The organism is Mesorhizobium sp. ESP-6-2 (assembly GCF_020164675.1).
In the GTDB taxonomy this organism is placed as follows: domain Bacteria; phylum Pseudomonadota; class Alphaproteobacteria; order Rhizobiales; family Rhizobiaceae; genus Mesorhizobium.
In genome coordinates this window covers 120,042-136,515 of the sequence record NZ_JAIUGT010000004.1, presented here as the reverse complement: position 1 = coordinate 136,515, position 16,474 = coordinate 120,042, and the positions used below count along the sequence as shown (strand labels likewise).

The following is a 16,474-nucleotide window of genomic DNA, read 5'->3' as shown; positions in this document are numbered from 1 at the left end:
CTGCTCAGCTTCCGTCCCGCCGCAAGGATCGCGTCCAGCGCCACGTGCGGCTGGATTCGATCGCCAGGATGCGCTGGCGCGCGATAGCCAAGGCAGCCTCCGCCATCGCCAGTTCAGATTGCAAGTCGGCTGATCGCTGCCTTGCCCGCGCATGTTTGTCATGCCAGTCCTCGACCTCGGCGCCCAGCGTTTCGTTGGCCGCGCCGAGTGCGTGGATTCTGGCGTGCAACTCGCTCGCCTCGCTTTGTGCGGTTGCCAATTGCTCCCTCAGGGTCTCGGTTTCGTCTTTGGCTGCCGCAAAGGCCCGATCCAGGTTCACGTAGTGCCCGGATGCCTCCTTCAGTCGGTCGAGCAGTTCGCCCTTCTCGGCGCTGAGTGCTTCGACGGTGGCCTGTGCAGTCTCGAGCTTCCTTGCCAACTCGTCATTCTCGGCAGTCGCGGCTGCGTGTACTTTTTCCAGGGCAGCGTAATGTGCCGACACTTCATGCACGGTGTTGAGCAAGTTGGTCTTTTCAGTCTCCGCAACCCGGTCGTACTCCTGGGCATGTTCCTCCAGCCGCCGCACGATCGCGCGATATTCGGCCGCCGCCGACGCATCGGCATGTGGCGCGGCTGACCAATAATCGTCACCACAAAACGCAATCAGCGCCTCGGTGGATACGCCGGATTGTTCCAAAAGCTCAATCGCACGCGCTTCCTGTGCCCGATAGAAATCCAGTTCGCTCGGCTGATACCAGCGTTGCGGCGCATGGACACCTTCAAGATCGACACCAGGGACCCCAAGCGCCTCCAGCCGGCTCCTCGCATTTTGGCGCAATCCGGGATTCTTCGTCATGCGATCGATGTCGAGTATCAGGTCGGCATGGTCGAGGGCGTGCCGAAGCGCCAACCCCCACAGAACGCAATGTTCGAAATAGCTGTCGGCAGGCGAACGATGCACGCGCGAAAAATGACCAAATTCCTCCATAATGTCGGAAGCGGAGAACGGCACAAAGCCGATAGCTTCGCGCAGCGCCAAAATACTGGCTGGCGGGTTCGCCGCATTGACGCACAGAGCTCGCGCGCGCTCGAAATATTCGTTGACCTTGTAAGACCACCATGTATCGCGTGGATTGCGGATCAGTACCAGGTGCACCCCACCGAGCCGTTCGCGAAGTTTTGCGATTCGCATCCCTGTCCGACATTCCTGAAATACCGGCCGCCGCGGAGAAGCCTTGATGAGTGCATCGAAAAACGCCGCCGTATCCACGTCATCGGCTGTGCCAAAAAAATCGTCGTAGAGCATCGGCTTTTGCAAGACGTTCACCCAGGCCTCATAGGTATCGTGCAGTTCCTGGAAATAGGGTTTTCCGAGATCTGGGTGACGCAATTGCAAAGCGAGCATCTGGTTGGACTGAAGCAGGGTTTGCGGTTCGCGCTGCCCGAGCAAAGCCACTTCGTTGAGCGACTCCTGGAATGCATAGTAGAGCTCGGTCTGCTTCCGGAACAGCGAATAGACGTAGGTGCTGCTCGAACGCCAGGAAGAATGGATGAAGATCGGCGATAGGGCTTTGTCGGTCGTTTTATTCATTATCGGCTACCAGACACCCCGCCTTGAGCCCGTTCATAAGCCTATCACCCTTATTGCGCAATCCATGGTGTCTAGCGTTGCAAGTATGCCATCTCGCCGCGCGAGGTGGCGCGGTTCCCGTCCTGAATCACTGCCCGTTCGAATTTGATTCGTGCCACCGCGCGAATGCGCTGCCAAAGGTCTCGATATGTCTCCGACACGCATTGAATTTGCGCGTCGGTTCGTGCCAGACAGGAGCTCAGCGTTCGGGCCAGTTTGTGCCGGCGTGCGGTCAAATGGATTGTGTGATAACAATGAAGGCAGTCACTTCGTGAGCAAAATACTCGTTACCGGGGCTTCGGGTTTCATCGGCACCCGCCTGTGCATGTTGCTTCGAGAGCAGGGGCATACGGTGTATGGCGCGAGTTCCGGCGCGGTGCCCTTTCCACAAGGTGCGAATTTCTCGCTTGAGGACTCGCAAGCCGTGTGGGCCGCGGTTGCCCATGCCGATCCGGACGTTGTCATTCACCTGGCGGCGCTGGCCACAGTCACGGGCAACGAAGCAAGCGCCTACTACGAGATCAACGCGTTGGGCACCGAGCGCCTGATCAAGGCCGTCGACCGTCTCGGGCGGCGCACACGCCTTATCTTCGTCAGCACCGCCGGCGTTTACGGCAACCAGCCTTCCAATGTGCTCAGCGAGGATATGCCGCCTTTGCCGGTCCATCACTACGGACTGAGCAAATTCGTTGCCGAACGGCTGACCTTTCTGGCCGCCGAAAGGCACGACATCACCATCGTGCGGCCATTCAACGTCATCGGCAAAGGGCAGCGGGCGGACTTCATCGTTCCCAAGCTGGTCGACCACTTCATCCGGCGTGCGCCTGTCGTGCGTCTCGGCAATGTCGATGTCATCCGCGACTATATCAACCTCGATGCGGCATGCTCGATCCTGATCGAGGCGATCGGGGCGCCAGCCACTTTCGGCGAAGTCGTCAATCTGTGTTCGGGACGCGGAACGAAGCTGCGCGAACTCCTGGAAGATCTGACCGGGCTGACAGGCCACAAAATCGAGATAGAAGCCGCGCCGGAATTCACGCGCAAGAATGAGGTATGGCATCTTGTCGGCTCTGTCGAAAAACTCAACCGCTTGCTGCCAAACCGTCTTCCGCCTTTGCCCGTTCGCGATGTCCTCGCGCAAATGCTGACTTGAAATCCAGAGCATCGGACTGAAAAGTGCGAACCTTTTTTGGATAATTCTGATGCTCAAGTTAGGAGATAGATCGGCGTCAGGTTCCCATGAACGGACGCCGATCTGGTTCTACTGCAAACCGTCAAACCCGACCAAACTCGTCCTCGATGCGAACGATGTCGTCTTCGCCCAGATAGGATCCGGTCTGCACCTCGATCAGCTCGAGCAAGATCTTGCCGGGGTTCGCTAGCCTGTGCGTGCATCCAAGCGGAAGATAGATGGACTGATTTTCGGTCAGCATCGAAATCGTACCGTCGATCGTCACTTCGGCTGTACCTGAAACAACGATCCAGTGCTCGGCCCGGTGAAAATGCTTCTGCAGGGAAAGCTTCTTACCAGGCTTGACGAAAAGCCGCTTCACCTGGAAACGATCACCGTTCAGAACGGAAGAATAGCCGCCCCAAGGGCGGTACGCAGTACGGTGGATTTCTGTAAGGTGCGAGGTCTCTGGCAGCGCTCTTAGCCCGCTGACAATACGGCCAACACTTTGCGCATCCGACAGTTTCCCGACGAAAATCGCGTCTTCGCTGGCAATGACGACGACATCGTCAAGCCCGTGCACCGCGACATAAGCCTTCTCCGAAATGACCAACGATCGCTGCGTGGACGAAAGGCCGACGCGGCCAACAATGACATTGTCGTCACTGCTCTTTTCACTTGCTGTCCAGACGGCGTCCCAACTGCCCATGTCGGACCAGGAAAAATCAACGGGAACAATCGATACAACCGAAGATTTCTCAAAAACAGCGTAGTCGATCGAAATGCCGGGAGAGGCCTCGAACGACTTTCTGTCCAGGCGCACGAAATCCAAGTCGACAACTGATTTATCGACCGCTTCCCGCGTAGCTGCCGAAATTTCGGGTGAGAATTTTTCCAGCTCGGAAAGGAAGGTTTCTATCCCAAACATGAACATGCCGGAATTCCAGAGGTACTTGCCTGAGGCGAGCATTCTCTGAGCTTCTTCAACGCCTGGCTTTTCCGTAAACCGCGCCACTTCGTGGACGCCAGCGGATCGCTCCTTGCCGGTCTCTATATAGCCGAAACCTGTCTCTGCCCGCGTCGGGGTAATTCCAAATGTCACCAGCCTGGCGCTGCGGGCTTCAGCCGCGGCCGTATCTACGGCGGTCCAGTAGCTTTCGTCGACAACAATGGAGTGGTCGGACGGAATGATCTGGACCACCGCGTTCTCGCCGAACTTTTGAACCGCGAAATGCGACGCCGCGGCGATCGCGGCGCTGGTATTGCGGGCGACAGGTTCCAGCAAGACGCCTGAGAGTTCACACCCGACTTCGGCTGCCTGCTCGGCGACGAGAAACCGATATTCATTGTTGGTGATGACGATCGGATCGGCATAGCGCGCGTCAGCGACCCGCTTCAGCGATTCCTGAAACAGGCTGTGCGGCCCCAACAGTGGCAAAAACTGCTTTGGCCGCGCCGAGCGCGACATCGGCCAGAGGCGTGTGCCTTGGCCGCCAGCAAGAATAATTGGAACGATCAACCCGGACATGCATATTCCTCATCGAAGACAATGGGGCGTTTTAGACAGCAAAATGCGCAAGGCAAGCGCAATTTCGCTTCTCCCCACTGACCTGTTATTTTCGCAATCCCGTTGGATTACGATTGTGCGACTGCCGCCGCCGCTCTCTCCAGGCCGGATTGCAGGATCATCTTGGAGCGTTCGGCATCGCCGGTCTCTACATAGCAACGCAATTCCGGAGCGTTTCCGGATGCGCGAAAGTGGACTGTATCGCCATTCTCAAGTGTCATCCGAACGCCGTCCATCGTGTCCGTGCCAGCCAAGTCGCCGAAATCGGCAAGAAAGTCGGCGGCGTATGACCGGCTTTCAGCCAGCCGGGCGAGGAGGGGAGCGCTCTTCTGCGATGGGATGTTCTTGAGCCTGTCGCTGACTGTGAACCGGGGCGGCAGATCGGCTGCCAGTGCAGCCACGCTTTGCTTGTTCTGCTGCGCCAGCGCCAAGACGGCAATGATCGGCAAAAAAGCGTCACGGGTGGGCAGCGCGCTCAGCACGACCCCGTCACAGTCGATATCGGAGCCAAGCAATACGCCGCCATTGGCCTCAAAGCCAACGACAAGGCGCGAACCTTCTTTTGAAGCGCGCATCATGCCTTCGATCACATAAGGCGAGCCAACCCGCGTGCGTTTTACCGATGCAAAGAGGCCGGACGCTTCGATTGCGGAGGTGGACGTGACGGGCGTGACGACTGCATCGGCGCCCAGCCAGCGAGCAGTCAGAATGCCGATGACGTCGCCGCGTACAAATGCACCACTTGCGTCGGCAACCATGGGGCGATCGGCATCCCCATCGGTGCTCACGACGGCATCGACGTGCATCGAAGCGCAGGTCTCACGCACCAACGCCGCATCTTCCGGTCGAACAGCCTCCGTGTCGACTGGAATGAAGGCTTCCGCCCTGCCAAATGGAATGCAGGAGGCGCCGAGACTGGAAAGCACCTCGACAAGAAGATCGCGCGCGACCGACGAGTGCTGATAGACCGCTACCCGCAGACCGGACAAATCGATATGGCTTGCAAGGTTGGCATAGCGTTGCCTATAGCGGTTCAAAGCTTCCGGGCTGAACGAGGATTCCCCGCTGCGCGGGGGCGATAGACTGTCGGCGCCCCGGTCCGCCGATCCATCGTCAAGCTGGTCAACTATGCCGGCTTCATCCGCTTTATCTATTTCGCCCTCTGCCCGATAGAATTTCAGGCCGTTGCGATCATCGGGTATGTGGCTGCCGGTCACCATGATCGCCGGCCGCCTTATTCGGGCAGCCTCAAGCGCCAGCGCGGATGTCGGCAAATGCCCGCAATCCAGCGGCGTAAAGCCCTGTTCGGCAATGGCTCCGAGGCAAGCAGCGGCGATCCGGGCGCTGCTGGCCCGCAAATCCTGTCCAACCAGAATCGGACCATCTTGCCCAGTCGCTCCCATGCTGCGCAGGTGGGTAATGAACGCGCTTGTGTATCGTTCGCAGGCCGCATCGGTCAGATCGGTGACCAATCCCCGCAGGCCACTTGTACCAAATTTGAGGTCGCTCATGTGGGTCCATGGCAGCTGGAAGGAACGGGAAATGGTGCATCTATAGCAGCGAACTGAGCTACTATGGCACGACGACATCCGTCAACCGCGTCGGCTGAAAATGGAGCCGGCATCCGTCGAAGGCATCCTTGTCAGCTCGGGCGCACGCGGTAGCAACAGCCACTCTTCTGTTTCAGCCGTCTGCTAGCTGAGACCGCCCGCCGGTGGGTGCTATAGCGTGCGGCAAAGCCGTCTGCAATCGCTATCCGGCCTTGATGCCCGGGATCGTCAATTTACGATTATCCGAGCAGATTTCGATAGAGCGTAACGTAGCTGTCGATCATGGCGCCTGCCCGCAGGTGCGCCTGATAGTGTACCCGCGCCGCGTCGCCCATGCGGCGGGCAGCATCCCGGTCGGTCCAAAGCGCGCGCATGGCCCGATCAAGCGCTGACACGTCGGCTGGTGGAATGACGATCCCGGTTTCGCCGTCACGGTTGACGAAACTTGTTCCGGTGCCGAGTTTACAGCTGATCATCGGCCGCCCGGCCATCGCCGCTTCGACCAGCGCCAGGCCAAACGCCTCGCTGCGGACATGGGACGGAAACACGAAGGCCAACGACAGGTGCAGCAAGGCGGCTTTGTCTGCATCGGAAAATTCGGGCACGTGGACGACGTTGGAAAGATTGGCATCGCGCAAGGCCCACGCCATATCGCCATTGCCGGCGATGACGACCGGCAACCGGTTTTGCCGCGCGGCTTCGATCAGGAACTGCAGGCCCTTATAATAGCGCAAGGAACCGCAAAAGAGAAAAAAGCCTGATCCCACCCGCGCGCGCCATTGCTCGACCAGTGCGGGGTCGGGAGCCAGTATCGCGGGATCGTCCAGCCCGATTGGAATGACCGTGGTTTTGGTCGCGTAACGCTGCAGGACAGGGCTGCTCGCCAAGTAGTCGGGCGAGGTCGCTACGATCGCATCCACGCGGTTGAGGAAGGCGAGCATGAGCGGCGTGTAGATTGGCATCAGAAGGCGCTGCTTGACGATATCGGAATGGTAGGTGACGACGCTGGGTTTACTGACCCGGCTGACCAGATGCACGAGGTCCATGAACGGCCACGGGAAGTGGTAATGTATGATGTCGGCGTTTTCGGCAAGTTTCTTGAAACGGCCGAACGCGCTGATCGAAAAGCCGGTGGAGGCGACATAGAAATCGAGCTTGGCCTTGTGCGCGAAATGTGAACCGACCACCATTGCTGCGGTTTCGGACGATCTGCTGAGCGAGAGAACGTCGCTTTGAACATCATGGCGGGCAGCACCTTCTGCTATGGTCCAGATAACGCGCTCGACGCCTCCGAAGCTGTCAGGAACATAGGTTTTGAAGAAATGCAGGACCCGTATCATGTACGGTCCGCGCGTTGTGCCATCGCCTGCTGGAAACAGTCGATCAGCTTTTGGGCACTGTCGGCCCAGTCAAACCGCGCCGCATTGGGCTGAGTTCGCGCCGACAGCGTCTCGTAGAGCGGCTCGTCGGTCAGAAGACGAAAAAGGCCATCGGCGATCGAGTTGATGTCGAAAGGATCGACCAACACTCCGGCGTCCCCAACGACCTCGATCATCGACGAATTGGCCGAAGTCAAAACCGGTTTGCCGACCCGGTTTGCCTCAATAATCGGAAAGCCGAATCCTTCATAGAGCGAGGGGAAGGCAACAAACCGGCAATGCCGGTACAGGCTGTCCAGCATCGCCTCGGAAACGAAGCCTAGCACTTTCACGGATCCTATAAGGTCGAGTTCAGCAACCAAGTCGGCGACATTGCGCTGCCGCCAGCCGGGCGCGCCGGCGATTGCCAGCGGGCATGCACGACGAAGCTCCGGAGCAAGCGCAGCGTAGGCCATCAGCAGGCGTTCAAGATTTTTGCGAGGCTCGAGTGTGCCGACAAAAAGCACAAAAGGTCTGTCCAGACCCTGGGGCAACGAGGGCGTTACTGTATTTGCTGCCACGTCGGCGGTGGTGCCGGGATAGACGATCCGCATTTTGGCGTGGGGCACCGCCAGCACGTCGTGAAGCGCGTCGACCGTCGCATTCGAATCGGCGACAACGATGTCCGCTGTCGCTATGGCGCGCGGCATCAACAGGCGATCTGCCACCCATCCCGAGCGGCGCATGGTCTGTCCATGATAGTACCAGACCAGATCGTGGATGGTGACTACCCTGGCAACCGTTTTCAGCATTGACAACGGCAGGCGATGAGCCGGCCCCCAGAACACGTCCAGCTTGTCCTCGGCTATCTGCCGGGGAAGGGTGATCTGTCCCCAAATATGCCGTCGGATCGCGCTGGTACGTACTGGCGCGTCGACTCGCGACGTAACGATGAAATCGGAGGGCAGCGGCTGAGCTGGTGGCGAGGGCATATAGAGAATGAGCTGGTGGCCGGCCAACGACAAATGCCGGGCCATCTCTGTAAGATAGCGCCCGATGCCGCTGAACGATGCGGTCAGGTTGCGGGCGTCGATGCCGATTTTCATTGTAACACGCACGTTGACGGCGTTGCGTTCGAACGATGACTCGCATGACGTCCGCATAGCGTTCGGCGCGATTCGAAAATGCTTTCGGCAAATCCCGGTCGGGCTTCGGCGAGACGGTGGAAACCCCTAACGTCGTGTCTTGTGCACACTGCCAAACACCATGAATTGCTGGGTGTTCGGAAGTGGACAACCCTGTATTGATGCCCTATGGGAGGGGCATGAATGGCAGTCGATATTCTGGGAGTAGTCGTTGAAAAAGGCATTGATTACGGGCATTACCGGCCAGGACGGAGCTTATCTCGCGCAGTTACTACTGGGCAAGGGCTATGAAGTCCATGGACTTGTTCGCCGGTCCAGCCATGCGGAAGTTACCGATCATCGGTTGCGCTGGCTTGGCATCGAGAACGACGTCCATTTCGTCGACGGCGACCTTAGCGATCTTGCCGGCCTCATGCGCACTTTCAAGCTGGTAAGGCCCGATGAGGTCTATAATCTTGCCGCGCAGTCGTTCGTCCATTCGTCGTGGCAACAACCGCTTCTCACTGCCCAGACAACCGCTCTTGGCGTCACCAATGTGCTCGAATGTGTTAGGCTCGAATGTCCGGAAGCGCGTTTCTATCAGGCTTCGTCTTCGGAGATGTTCGGCCTTATCCAGGAAGAGATGCAGAGCGAAACGACACCGTTCTACCCACGCTCGCCCTATGCGGTCGCCAAGCTCTATGGACACTGGATAACGATCAATTATCGTGAAAGCTTCAATCTGCACGCTTCGTCAGGTATTTTGTTCAATCACGAATCGCCGCTCCGCGGCAAAGAGTTCGTTACCCGCAAGGTTACGCATGCCGTCGCCCGCATCAGTCTTGGCCAGCAAGACGAGCTCAAGATGGGCAACATCGACGCCAAGCGGGATTGGGGGCATGCTCGAGATTACGTGAAAGCGATGTGGCTGATGCTGCAGCAGGACGAGCCTGATGACTTCGTCGTGGCCACCGGACGCACCACGACTGTGCGCGACATGATCCGTATCGCCTTCAACCATGTCGGCCTCGATCCTGATGCCTATGTCAAGATCGACCCGGTGCTGTTCCGTCCGGCCGAGGTCGAAGTTTTGCTCGGCAATCCCGCCAAAGCCAAGGCCAAGCTTGGCTGGAGCACCAACATCACGCTCGAAGAGATGATAGCCGAAATGGTGGACGCCGATATCGCCCGTTTGAAACGAAACGCGTAAGGTCTTCCCATTCGGCCGGTATGTGCTCGTTGGGATCAGCTTGAAACGAATTCGAAGTGCATCCGGCGCCTTGCCTTGATGTTCCGTCATCTAAGCCAACTGCAACTCGCGCTGCTTTCAGGCATTTCGATTGCCCGGTTGGGACCGGGGCTTGGCTCACAGGATTCCCGGATGACTCCGATGAATCGCAAAAAGACCCATTCACAACCATTGTGATGGTCATGGCAACGCATTCGCAAGAAGGTTGAATGCCGCGCTGTATCCGAGGCCGTGCCCCTTGGAAGGGAGCTATCGGCCTGTCCTTACGACCTAGCGTTGTTCTCCGAATTGAAATAAACATAAGCGTCAGCTTAACCAAGCGTCGTTTGAAAAAAACATCTGGCTATGATCTCAGCCCCGCAGTATGCGATACACAGGACGGCGGGGCCGGAGATGGTGCGTTGAAGGGGCGGCGAATGATCTTGGTGTCCGCACTTTGCCGGTGCCCATAGCCGAGAGCCTGGAGTCTAGTGCCGTTCTATGAATTCTTACCTCGAAGCTGTCTTCGGACTCAGGCCGGGAATGCGGCGCGCGTTCATCATGGCCCAGGACGTAGTTATGGTCTTGGTCGCGGTGGCGCTCAGCCTGGTTTTGTCGCGCTCGGATCTCTCGTTTGATGCATTCTCCCGCGAGGGTCTTGCTACCTGGGCGAGTATCGTCCTCATAAGCCACCTTCTGTTCAGATATTCCGGGCTCTACACCACGGTCTGGCGCTTCGCCTCGACGCCGGATTTTTTCAACATCCTCAAGAGCTGCTCGATTTTGACGCTAGTTCTTTATGGCGCTTCGCTGGTGGTTCGTGCTTTCCAGCCCGTCGCAGGCCTCAACGAGCGCCAGTTTATCGTCTTCTTCCTCGTCTCTTTCACCATCATCTCGGCGCCGCGGCTGTTCTACCGTTTCCTGCGCGACGGTGCGAGTTGGGGTATCCTGAGCCGCAAGACCGACAAGACGCAAGTCAAGCAAGCTTTGTTCGTTGGCCGGCTCGGCGAGGCCGACTTGATCATTCGCTTCACGCGCACGGCGCAACCTGCGGATTATTCCATCGCCGGTGTCATGGCGATTGAGCACGGTGTTCCGCAGGGCACCCGGATCCAGGGCGTTCCCGTCGTGGCCACCCGGCCGCGCCTGATCGAGGTTCTGGAAGAATACGCCAAGGGTACGACAAGCCTGGACCTGCTGATTTTCGGCAGCGGCGCCGAACATGAGATCGAGGAGTATTCGGAGCTCGTCCGTGTTGCCCGGCAAGGCGACATAGCGGTGGTGCAGTTCTCGGGGCTTTCGCAGCTTGGCCAGGAAGGAAAGCTTGTTCTCGACGAGGTCGAGATGGAAACGATCCTGCGCCGCCCCACGGTTCCGTCCGACATCGAACGCATCGGGGCCTTCGTCGGCGGCAAGCGCGTCCTGGTCACCGGCGGCGCCGGTTCCATCGGCCGCACCCTGGTCAAGAGGTCGCTGGAACTGGGCGCGGAGGCGGTGCTGGTTGCCGACAATTCCGAGTTCGGCATTTTCCAGTTGAGCCAATATGTCGAAGAGAAGGACCACGACCGCCTCAAGGTCCGCATTGTCGATGTCGCCGACCGACGCCAGATGACGCGTGTCGTCACCGAGTTCAAGCCGGACATCGTTTTCCACGCCGCAGCACTGAAGCATGTGCCTTTGCTCGAGGAAAACTGGGATTCGGCCATCCAGACCAATGTCTTCGGAACGCTTGTCTGTGCCGAGGTTGCCGCCAAATGCGGCGTCAAGCAATTCGTGCTTGTTTCGAGCGACAAGGCCGTGGACCCGACATCCGTGCTGGGCCTGACGAAGCGGGCGGCCGAACAGATCGTCAGCGCCTTGCATGAAACGCCCGCCGGCGAGCCCGGTGCACGGCGCCCCGCCACCAAGTTCATAGCCGTTCGGTTCGGCAACGTCTTTGGCAGCAATGGCTCGGTCGCAACCATATTCCAGGCGCAGATCGAGGCCGGAGGCCCGGTCACCATAACCGACCGGCGCATGACGCGCTATTTCATGACCGTGGCCGAAGCCGTCGACCTCGTCATCATGTCGGCGGCCGATGCCGCTTCGCGGCAAGCCGGCGACGACTACGCCGTCTACATGCTCGACATGGGCAAACCGGTGCCGATCCTCGAAGTTGCCGAGACGATGATCCGCATGTCCGGAAAAAGCCCATACACGGACATCCCCATTCGCTTCACTGGGATCCGGCCGGGTGAAAAACTCCATGAAACGTTGCATGGTGAGGATGAGGAACTGGTCGAACTCGGCATTTCCAAGATTTTTGGCCTGAGCACCGATGTCGCGGAATGGTCCGATGTCCAGGCGGCGCTTGCGGCCCTGCAGCAATCCGTGAAGAGCCAGGACAAGGCATCCTCGCTAGCTGTGCTTGCGGGTCTTGACCATACCAAGAAGGCAAGAGGGGACGTGCCTGAGGCCGTGATCCCGAAAGCCGCCGGGCAGGCAAACTGATGCTTCAAAAGACCCCGGCCTTCTTTGGCGCTTGAGCAGTCTGCGCAAGAGCGGCATTTATCGGCGGACCTCCGGGGCCCCGGGGCGCCGGTTGGCATTCCTCTGCGGGCGCATCTGAGCAGGCGAGGGGTCGAGCTTGGTCGAGCGATAGCCTCATGCTACGTCGAGCGGATTCGTATTTTCGTCTTTGGTTTTGGCAACGAGCACTATCGGCGGTTCATGAAGACAGCCAAGCAAATCTTCGATCTTGCCGGCGCGGCGCTGCTGCTCCTGGTCACGTCACCCGTCCTGGCGCTCGCTGTCCTGGCTGTTCGTATATCGTCGCCCGGTCCGGCCATCTTTTCTCAAACGCGGGTTGGCCGCGATGGCGTGCTCTTTCGCTGTCACAAATTGCGCACGATGTATGTCGGCACGCCATCCCTGCCTTCGCACGAGGCGCCGGCGAATGCCGTGACGCCGGCTGGAAAGACCTTGCGGAAGTTCAAGCTCGATGAGCTGCCGCAGTTCTGGAATGTTCTGAAGGGCGAGATGAGCTTGGTCGGACCGCGTCCCTGTCTGCCGACGCAAACCGAGCTGATCGAGTGCCGCCGACGGCTGGGCGTTTCATCGGCGCTTCCCGGCATCACCGGTCTGGCTCAGGTCAAGGGCATCGACATGTCGGACCCGGCCCTATTGGCCGAAACCGATGCCGACTATCTCAAGGTCGCGTCGATCGGTCTTGATCTTCGCATCCTGCTCGCGACGATTTATCCAGGTTGAGCTTGCCTGCTGCGCGCCGCGATTTCGCTTAGACGATCAAGCGTCGCTGTTTCCGGCAGCCAGCCCTGCGAGATGAGCAGGGAAGGGTCGCATATCTGTGTCGCCGTCATGCTCTCCCAAAACGCCCGCTTGCCTAGCGCCACCGCGGCCATCCGCATCAGGCTGGCCGGTACGGCAGCCAAACGTACCGGCCGCCCGAATCCCTTTCGGAAGGCGCTTACGACGGCTGCCATCGACACCGGAGGCACGTCGCTGGCTATATAGGCAGGGCTAAGCGGCCCCGGATGAGCCAACAAATGCCGCACGGCTTGCGCCGCTGCGTCGGCCGACACCAGCGAGCGGGTTCCTGTCAGGACACCCGTCGGCAGCGGCAGGCTCGTATCGGCCAGGCGCATCAGCATTGCCAGATTGCCTTTCATGCCGCTTGCGTAGGCGGCAGGCAGGCGCAGCACGGCGGCGTCGGCGCGGCCGCGCGATGCATAGGCGTCCAGAACCCTGATCTCGCCTTCGCGTTTCGAGCGCCCGTAGGCGCATTGCGGATCGGGGATCGTATGCTCGTCGATCGTGGCGCTGACACGGGCGCCGATCACGGCCCGGACCGATGACAGTTGGATGAAACGTCCGCTTGCCTGCATGGCAGCCGCATGCGCCAGCCGCGCGCTCAGTTCCGCGTTGGCGGCTCGGTAGTCGGCTTCGGTGGCACCGCCTTGATCATTGTTCAGGCCGGCGCAATGAACGACGTCCGTGACATCGCGGGTGACGGCAAGGAAGGCCTTGGCCGGCGCATCGAAACGCGGCAAGGCGACGATGTCGCTGCCCGAACCGAGCCTTTCGGGATAGCGCGAGGCGAGGCGAACCTCCACGCCTGCCTCGCGAAGCCTTTGCACGACGAGACGCCCGATGAAGCCCGATGCGCCTGTGACCAAGACCTTCATTGCCTTGCCCGGAGCCGTTATTGCGTGACTGGCGGATGTGGCATCTCTTCCGGCAGCGGGGCCTGGCGGCCCGACGCAAGATAGGTCCCGGATACCAGGAAGACCATGAACACCGAGTCCAGGATGTCTTGGCCGATCAGGATGCCCGTCATTCCGGCCGTCAGATAGGTGATCACCAGGACGACGACCATGGTGGCGCCAAAGCGCTCGATCGGGTCGGCGCTGTTGCGCAGGACCAGGGCGGCGTTTCTGGCGGCGATGGCAAAGATCGCCGCCAAAGTCACGGCGCCCAGAATGCCCGCCTGCACCAATGCGGTCAGAAAACCGTTGTGGAAATGGTTGTAGCCCTGCGACTTCGCGAACAGATCTTGAAAACCTTGGTTGATCAAAGGCCGACTGGCACCCACTCCATGTCCGAACAAGGGCATGTCGCGGAATGCCTTCAGGCCGATGTCCCAGAGGGCAACACGTATTCCAAGCGAGGTGTCGGAATTGCCGTGCGCCCCAAGCGCGTCCCAATCAGAGCGCAGAAAATCGAATCTGTCGGATATCGTATGGAAGCCGATAGCGGCGACCGCGATGCCGATCACTGCCAGCAGAAGCAGCAGACGGACTGCATTCTTCCCTTTCAGCCTATGCTGGTTGATCAACAGAACGGCGATGCCGGAAATCAGCAGCGCCAGCCAGATGATGCGCGTGCCGGAATAGATGATGGCGATCGTTCCGCCGAGCGCTGCGCAGATCAGCGCACTCTTGTGTTTTTCGATGCCCGACAGGGCACCGGCCACGCAGGCCATCACTGCAAGGCAGATGACCGTGGCGAACACGATCGCATTTCCCGCTCCGCCCTCCGCCCTCATCCCGATCCAATATTGCTGGATGATCGCCAACAGCAGCGCCACGAAACAGGCGGCCATGCTGCTGAGGATTATGATCCGGACAAGGGTTGTTTTCTGCGTAATGCTCCAGGTTGAATAGGAGAGGGGGAAAAACAGGAAGGTGACGAGCGGGATCAGATGCGGCGCATCCCTGACAACTGTGTTGTTGGCGAGCGAAGCCAGGAGATTTGCCGCGCAATAGGCATAGATCGCGACCGTGAGCGCCATCATCGCCCGGTCGATGTTGAAGCGCCTCTTTTTCGAGGCGATCAAAAGAACGGACCATAGGCCGCCGCCGTTGAACACGAAGCTCACCACCGACCCCAGGACCGGTGGAAAAAAGAAGCAAGCGACGGAAAAATAGATATTGATCCGCGCGGGCGAGAACTGCCGTCTTATCGATGAAAGCTGGCTCAAGGGCGGCTCACCATTCTCGGACGCTTCACACGGCGGATTGTCTGACGGCGGCGAACATAGCCCTGCCGAAATTGCCCGTGTCGCATCGTGCATCTGCCCGCTTTCAGGGGCCGGTATAGCGGCTTGGGTCTTTTTCTGAAAGTGCGTCAAGGCCGATTGCCACCGAAAATCGGCAGCCGCTGGCAGACGATCGGATTGGGCGCGGCGAAGACTGCGTACTTTTCATCAAGCAATTTTTTCCCCCGCATTTTCTCAGCCGCCGGCGTGATAAGCAGGAATTTCCGGATTTTGGTGCATGGATGGAAAATTCATTCCCGAACCGCTCCTTGCCAGGCGCGTCTTGCATTGTTCTGGGCAGCGGCGATCTGCTAGAACGCCCGCAAGAATAACATTGTCCAGAAGCAAGCTTGAACCGGGCGTGAAGCCCGATGATTTGATGCCAGGTCTTCTGTCGGAAGGCACGAGAGAACGCTAGACAGGCCATGACAACAGCGCTTACGCACCTGCAGCGGCTTGAGGCCGAGTCAATCCACATATTCCGTGAAGTCGCGGCCGCCTTCGCCAAGCCGGTCATGCTCTATTCCGTGGGCAAGGATTCGTCCGTGCTGATGCACCTGGCGATGAAGGCGTTCTATCCCGCCAAGCCGCCTTTTCCGTTCCTTCATGTCGACACGACGTGGAAATTTCGCGAGATGATCGCCTTTCGCGATCAGATGGCGCAAAAACTCGGCTTCGATCTCCTGGTTCACGTCAACCAGGATGGCGTGCGCGACAACATCAATCCGTTCGATCATGGCTCGAACACGCACACCCATGTGATGAAGACCGTGGCGCTGCGCCAGGCGCTCGACAAATACGGTTTCGATGCCGCCTTTGGCGGCGCCCGCCGCGACGAGGAAAAGTCGCGCGCCAAGGAGCGCATCTTTTCCTTCCGCAACGCCCAGCATGTCTGGGATCCGAAGAACCAGCGGCCCGAAATGTGGAAGATCTTCAACACCCGCATCGCCACGGGTGAATCGATCCGCGTCTTTCCGCTGTCCAACTGGACCGAGCTCGACATCTGGCAGTACATCCTGCAGGAGAACATCCCGATCGTGCCGCTCTATTTCGCCAAGCAGCGGCCGGTCGTCGAACGCGACGGCATGCTCATCCTCAAGGACGACGATCGCATGAAATTGCGCCCCGGTGAGACGATCGAGAATCGGCTGGTGCGCTTCCGCACGCTCGGCTGCTACCCGCTGACCGGCGCCATCGAATCGGAAGCCGACACGCTGGAAGCTATCGTCGGCGAGATGCTGACCGCGCGCACCTCCGAACGGCAAGGCCGCCTGATCGACCGGGACGAAGCCGGCTCGATGGAAAAGAAGAAGCGCGAGGGGTATTTCTGA

The 16,474-nt window shown here is 59.3% G+C and carries 12 protein-coding genes; 5 read left to right on the top strand and 7 right to left on the bottom strand.

Annotated features, from left to right (window positions below; all coding sequences use genetic code 11):
* Window positions 1-4: 4 nt before the first annotated feature.
* Window positions 5-1,570, bottom strand: a complete 1,566-nt coding sequence (locus LB532_RS13135) for a hypothetical protein (RefSeq protein ID WP_140638708.1) — start codon at window positions 1,568-1,570, stop codon at window positions 5-7.
* 151 nt (window positions 1,571-1,721) lie between these two features.
* On the opposite strand from LB532_RS13135, the gene LB532_RS13130 reads away from it, so the two are divergent.
* Window positions 1,722-2,762, top strand: a complete 1,041-nt coding sequence (locus LB532_RS13130; RefSeq protein WP_140638709.1) for an NAD-dependent epimerase/dehydratase family protein — start codon at window positions 1,722-1,724, stop codon at window positions 2,760-2,762.
* A 121-nt stretch (window positions 2,763-2,883) separates the two neighbouring features.
* Here the strand turns inward: LB532_RS13130 and LB532_RS13125 are convergent, their stop codons facing one another.
* The 4 genes from LB532_RS13125 to LB532_RS13110 all read right to left on the bottom strand — a co-directional run bounded on the left by LB532_RS13125 (window position 2,884) and on the right by LB532_RS13110 (window position 8,361).
* Window positions 2,884-4,308, bottom strand: coding sequence for a mannose-1-phosphate guanylyltransferase/mannose-6-phosphate isomerase (locus tag LB532_RS13125; RefSeq protein ID WP_140638710.1), 1,425 nt, complete (start codon window positions 4,306-4,308; stop codon window positions 2,884-2,886).
* A 107-nt stretch (window positions 4,309-4,415) separates the two neighbouring features.
* Complete coding sequence (locus LB532_RS13120) at window positions 4,416-5,858, bottom strand: phosphomannomutase (protein ID WP_140638711.1); 1,443 nt, start codon at window positions 5,856-5,858, stop codon at window positions 4,416-4,418.
* Between the two features lie 278 nt (window positions 5,859-6,136).
* Entirely contained in the window at window positions 6,137-7,234 is a 1,098-nt protein-coding gene (locus tag LB532_RS13115) for a glycosyltransferase (protein ID WP_210239871.1), read from the bottom strand.
* Window positions 7,234-8,361 (bottom strand): glycosyltransferase family 4 protein, encoded by a 1,128-nt coding sequence (locus LB532_RS13110; protein WP_140638713.1) that lies wholly within the window; start codon window positions 8,359-8,361, stop codon window positions 7,234-7,236. Before LB532_RS13110 ends, LB532_RS13115 begins: the two co-directional genes overlap by 1 nt.
* A gap of 250 nt (window positions 8,362-8,611) precedes the next feature.
* Here LB532_RS13110 and gmd point away from each other — a divergent pair, with 250 nt between their 5' ends.
* From gmd to LB532_RS13095, 3 genes are all read left to right on the top strand, one after another.
* Window positions 8,612-9,589, top strand: a complete 978-nt coding sequence (gene gmd, locus LB532_RS13105) for a GDP-mannose 4,6-dehydratase (protein ID WP_140638714.1) — start codon at window positions 8,612-8,614, stop codon at window positions 9,587-9,589.
* Window positions 9,590-10,108: 519 nt separating this feature from the next.
* Window positions 10,109-12,097, top strand: a complete 1,989-nt coding sequence (locus LB532_RS13100) for a nucleoside-diphosphate sugar epimerase/dehydratase (protein WP_181169312.1) — start codon at window positions 10,109-10,111, stop codon at window positions 12,095-12,097.
* Window positions 12,098-12,316: 219 nt separating this feature from the next.
* Window positions 12,317-12,856, top strand: a complete 540-nt coding sequence (locus LB532_RS13095) for a sugar transferase (protein ID WP_140494844.1) — start codon at window positions 12,317-12,319, stop codon at window positions 12,854-12,856.
* Here the strand turns inward: LB532_RS13095 and LB532_RS13090 are convergent.
* Together LB532_RS13090 and LB532_RS13085 are read right to left on the bottom strand one after the other, a co-directional pair.
* The gene (locus LB532_RS13090; RefSeq protein ID WP_140638716.1) at window positions 12,844-13,791 is read right to left on the bottom strand and encodes an NAD-dependent epimerase/dehydratase family protein; all 948 of its coding nucleotides are present in this window, start codon (window positions 13,789-13,791) and stop codon (window positions 12,844-12,846) included. The genes LB532_RS13095 and LB532_RS13090 overlap by 13 nt on opposite strands.
* A 17-nt stretch (window positions 13,792-13,808) precedes the next feature.
* Window positions 13,809-14,987 carry an O-antigen ligase family protein gene (locus LB532_RS13085; protein ID WP_224556927.1) on the bottom strand — a complete coding sequence of 393 codons (1,179 nt, stop codon included), beginning with the start codon at window positions 14,985-14,987 and terminating at the stop codon, window positions 13,809-13,811.
* A gap of 581 nt (window positions 14,988-15,568) precedes the next feature.
* Between LB532_RS13085 and cysD the strand changes: the two genes are divergently transcribed.
* Complete coding sequence (gene cysD, locus LB532_RS13080) at window positions 15,569-16,474, top strand: sulfate adenylyltransferase subunit CysD (RefSeq protein ID WP_140638718.1); 906 nt, start codon at window positions 15,569-15,571, stop codon at window positions 16,472-16,474.

Coding starts and splice junctions, on each gene's coding strand:
- LB532_RS13095 (WP_140494844.1), top strand. CDS start 12,317: ATGAAGACAGCCAAGCAAATCTTCGATCTTGCCGGCGCGGCGCTGCTG.
- LB532_RS13090 (WP_140638716.1), bottom strand. CDS start 13,791: ATGAAGGTCTTGGTCACAGGCGCATCGGGCTTCATCGGGCGTCTCGTC.
- LB532_RS13100 (WP_181169312.1), top strand. CDS start 10,109: ATGAATTCTTACCTCGAAGCTGTCTTCGGACTCAGGCCGGGAATGCGG.
- LB532_RS13125 (WP_140638710.1), bottom strand. CDS start 4,308: ATGTCCGGGTTGATCGTTCCAATTATTCTTGCTGGCGGCCAAGGCACA.
- LB532_RS13110 (WP_140638713.1), bottom strand. CDS start 8,361: ATGAAAATCGGCATCGACGCCCGCAACCTGACCGCATCGTTCAGCGGC.
- LB532_RS13135 (WP_140638708.1), bottom strand. CDS start 1,570: ATGAATAAAACGACCGACAAAGCCCTATCGCCGATCTTCATCCATTCT.
- LB532_RS13120 (WP_140638711.1), bottom strand. CDS start 5,858: ATGAGCGACCTCAAATTTGGTACAAGTGGCCTGCGGGGATTGGTCACC.
- cysD (WP_140638718.1), top strand. CDS start 15,569: ATGACAACAGCGCTTACGCACCTGCAGCGGCTTGAGGCCGAGTCAATC.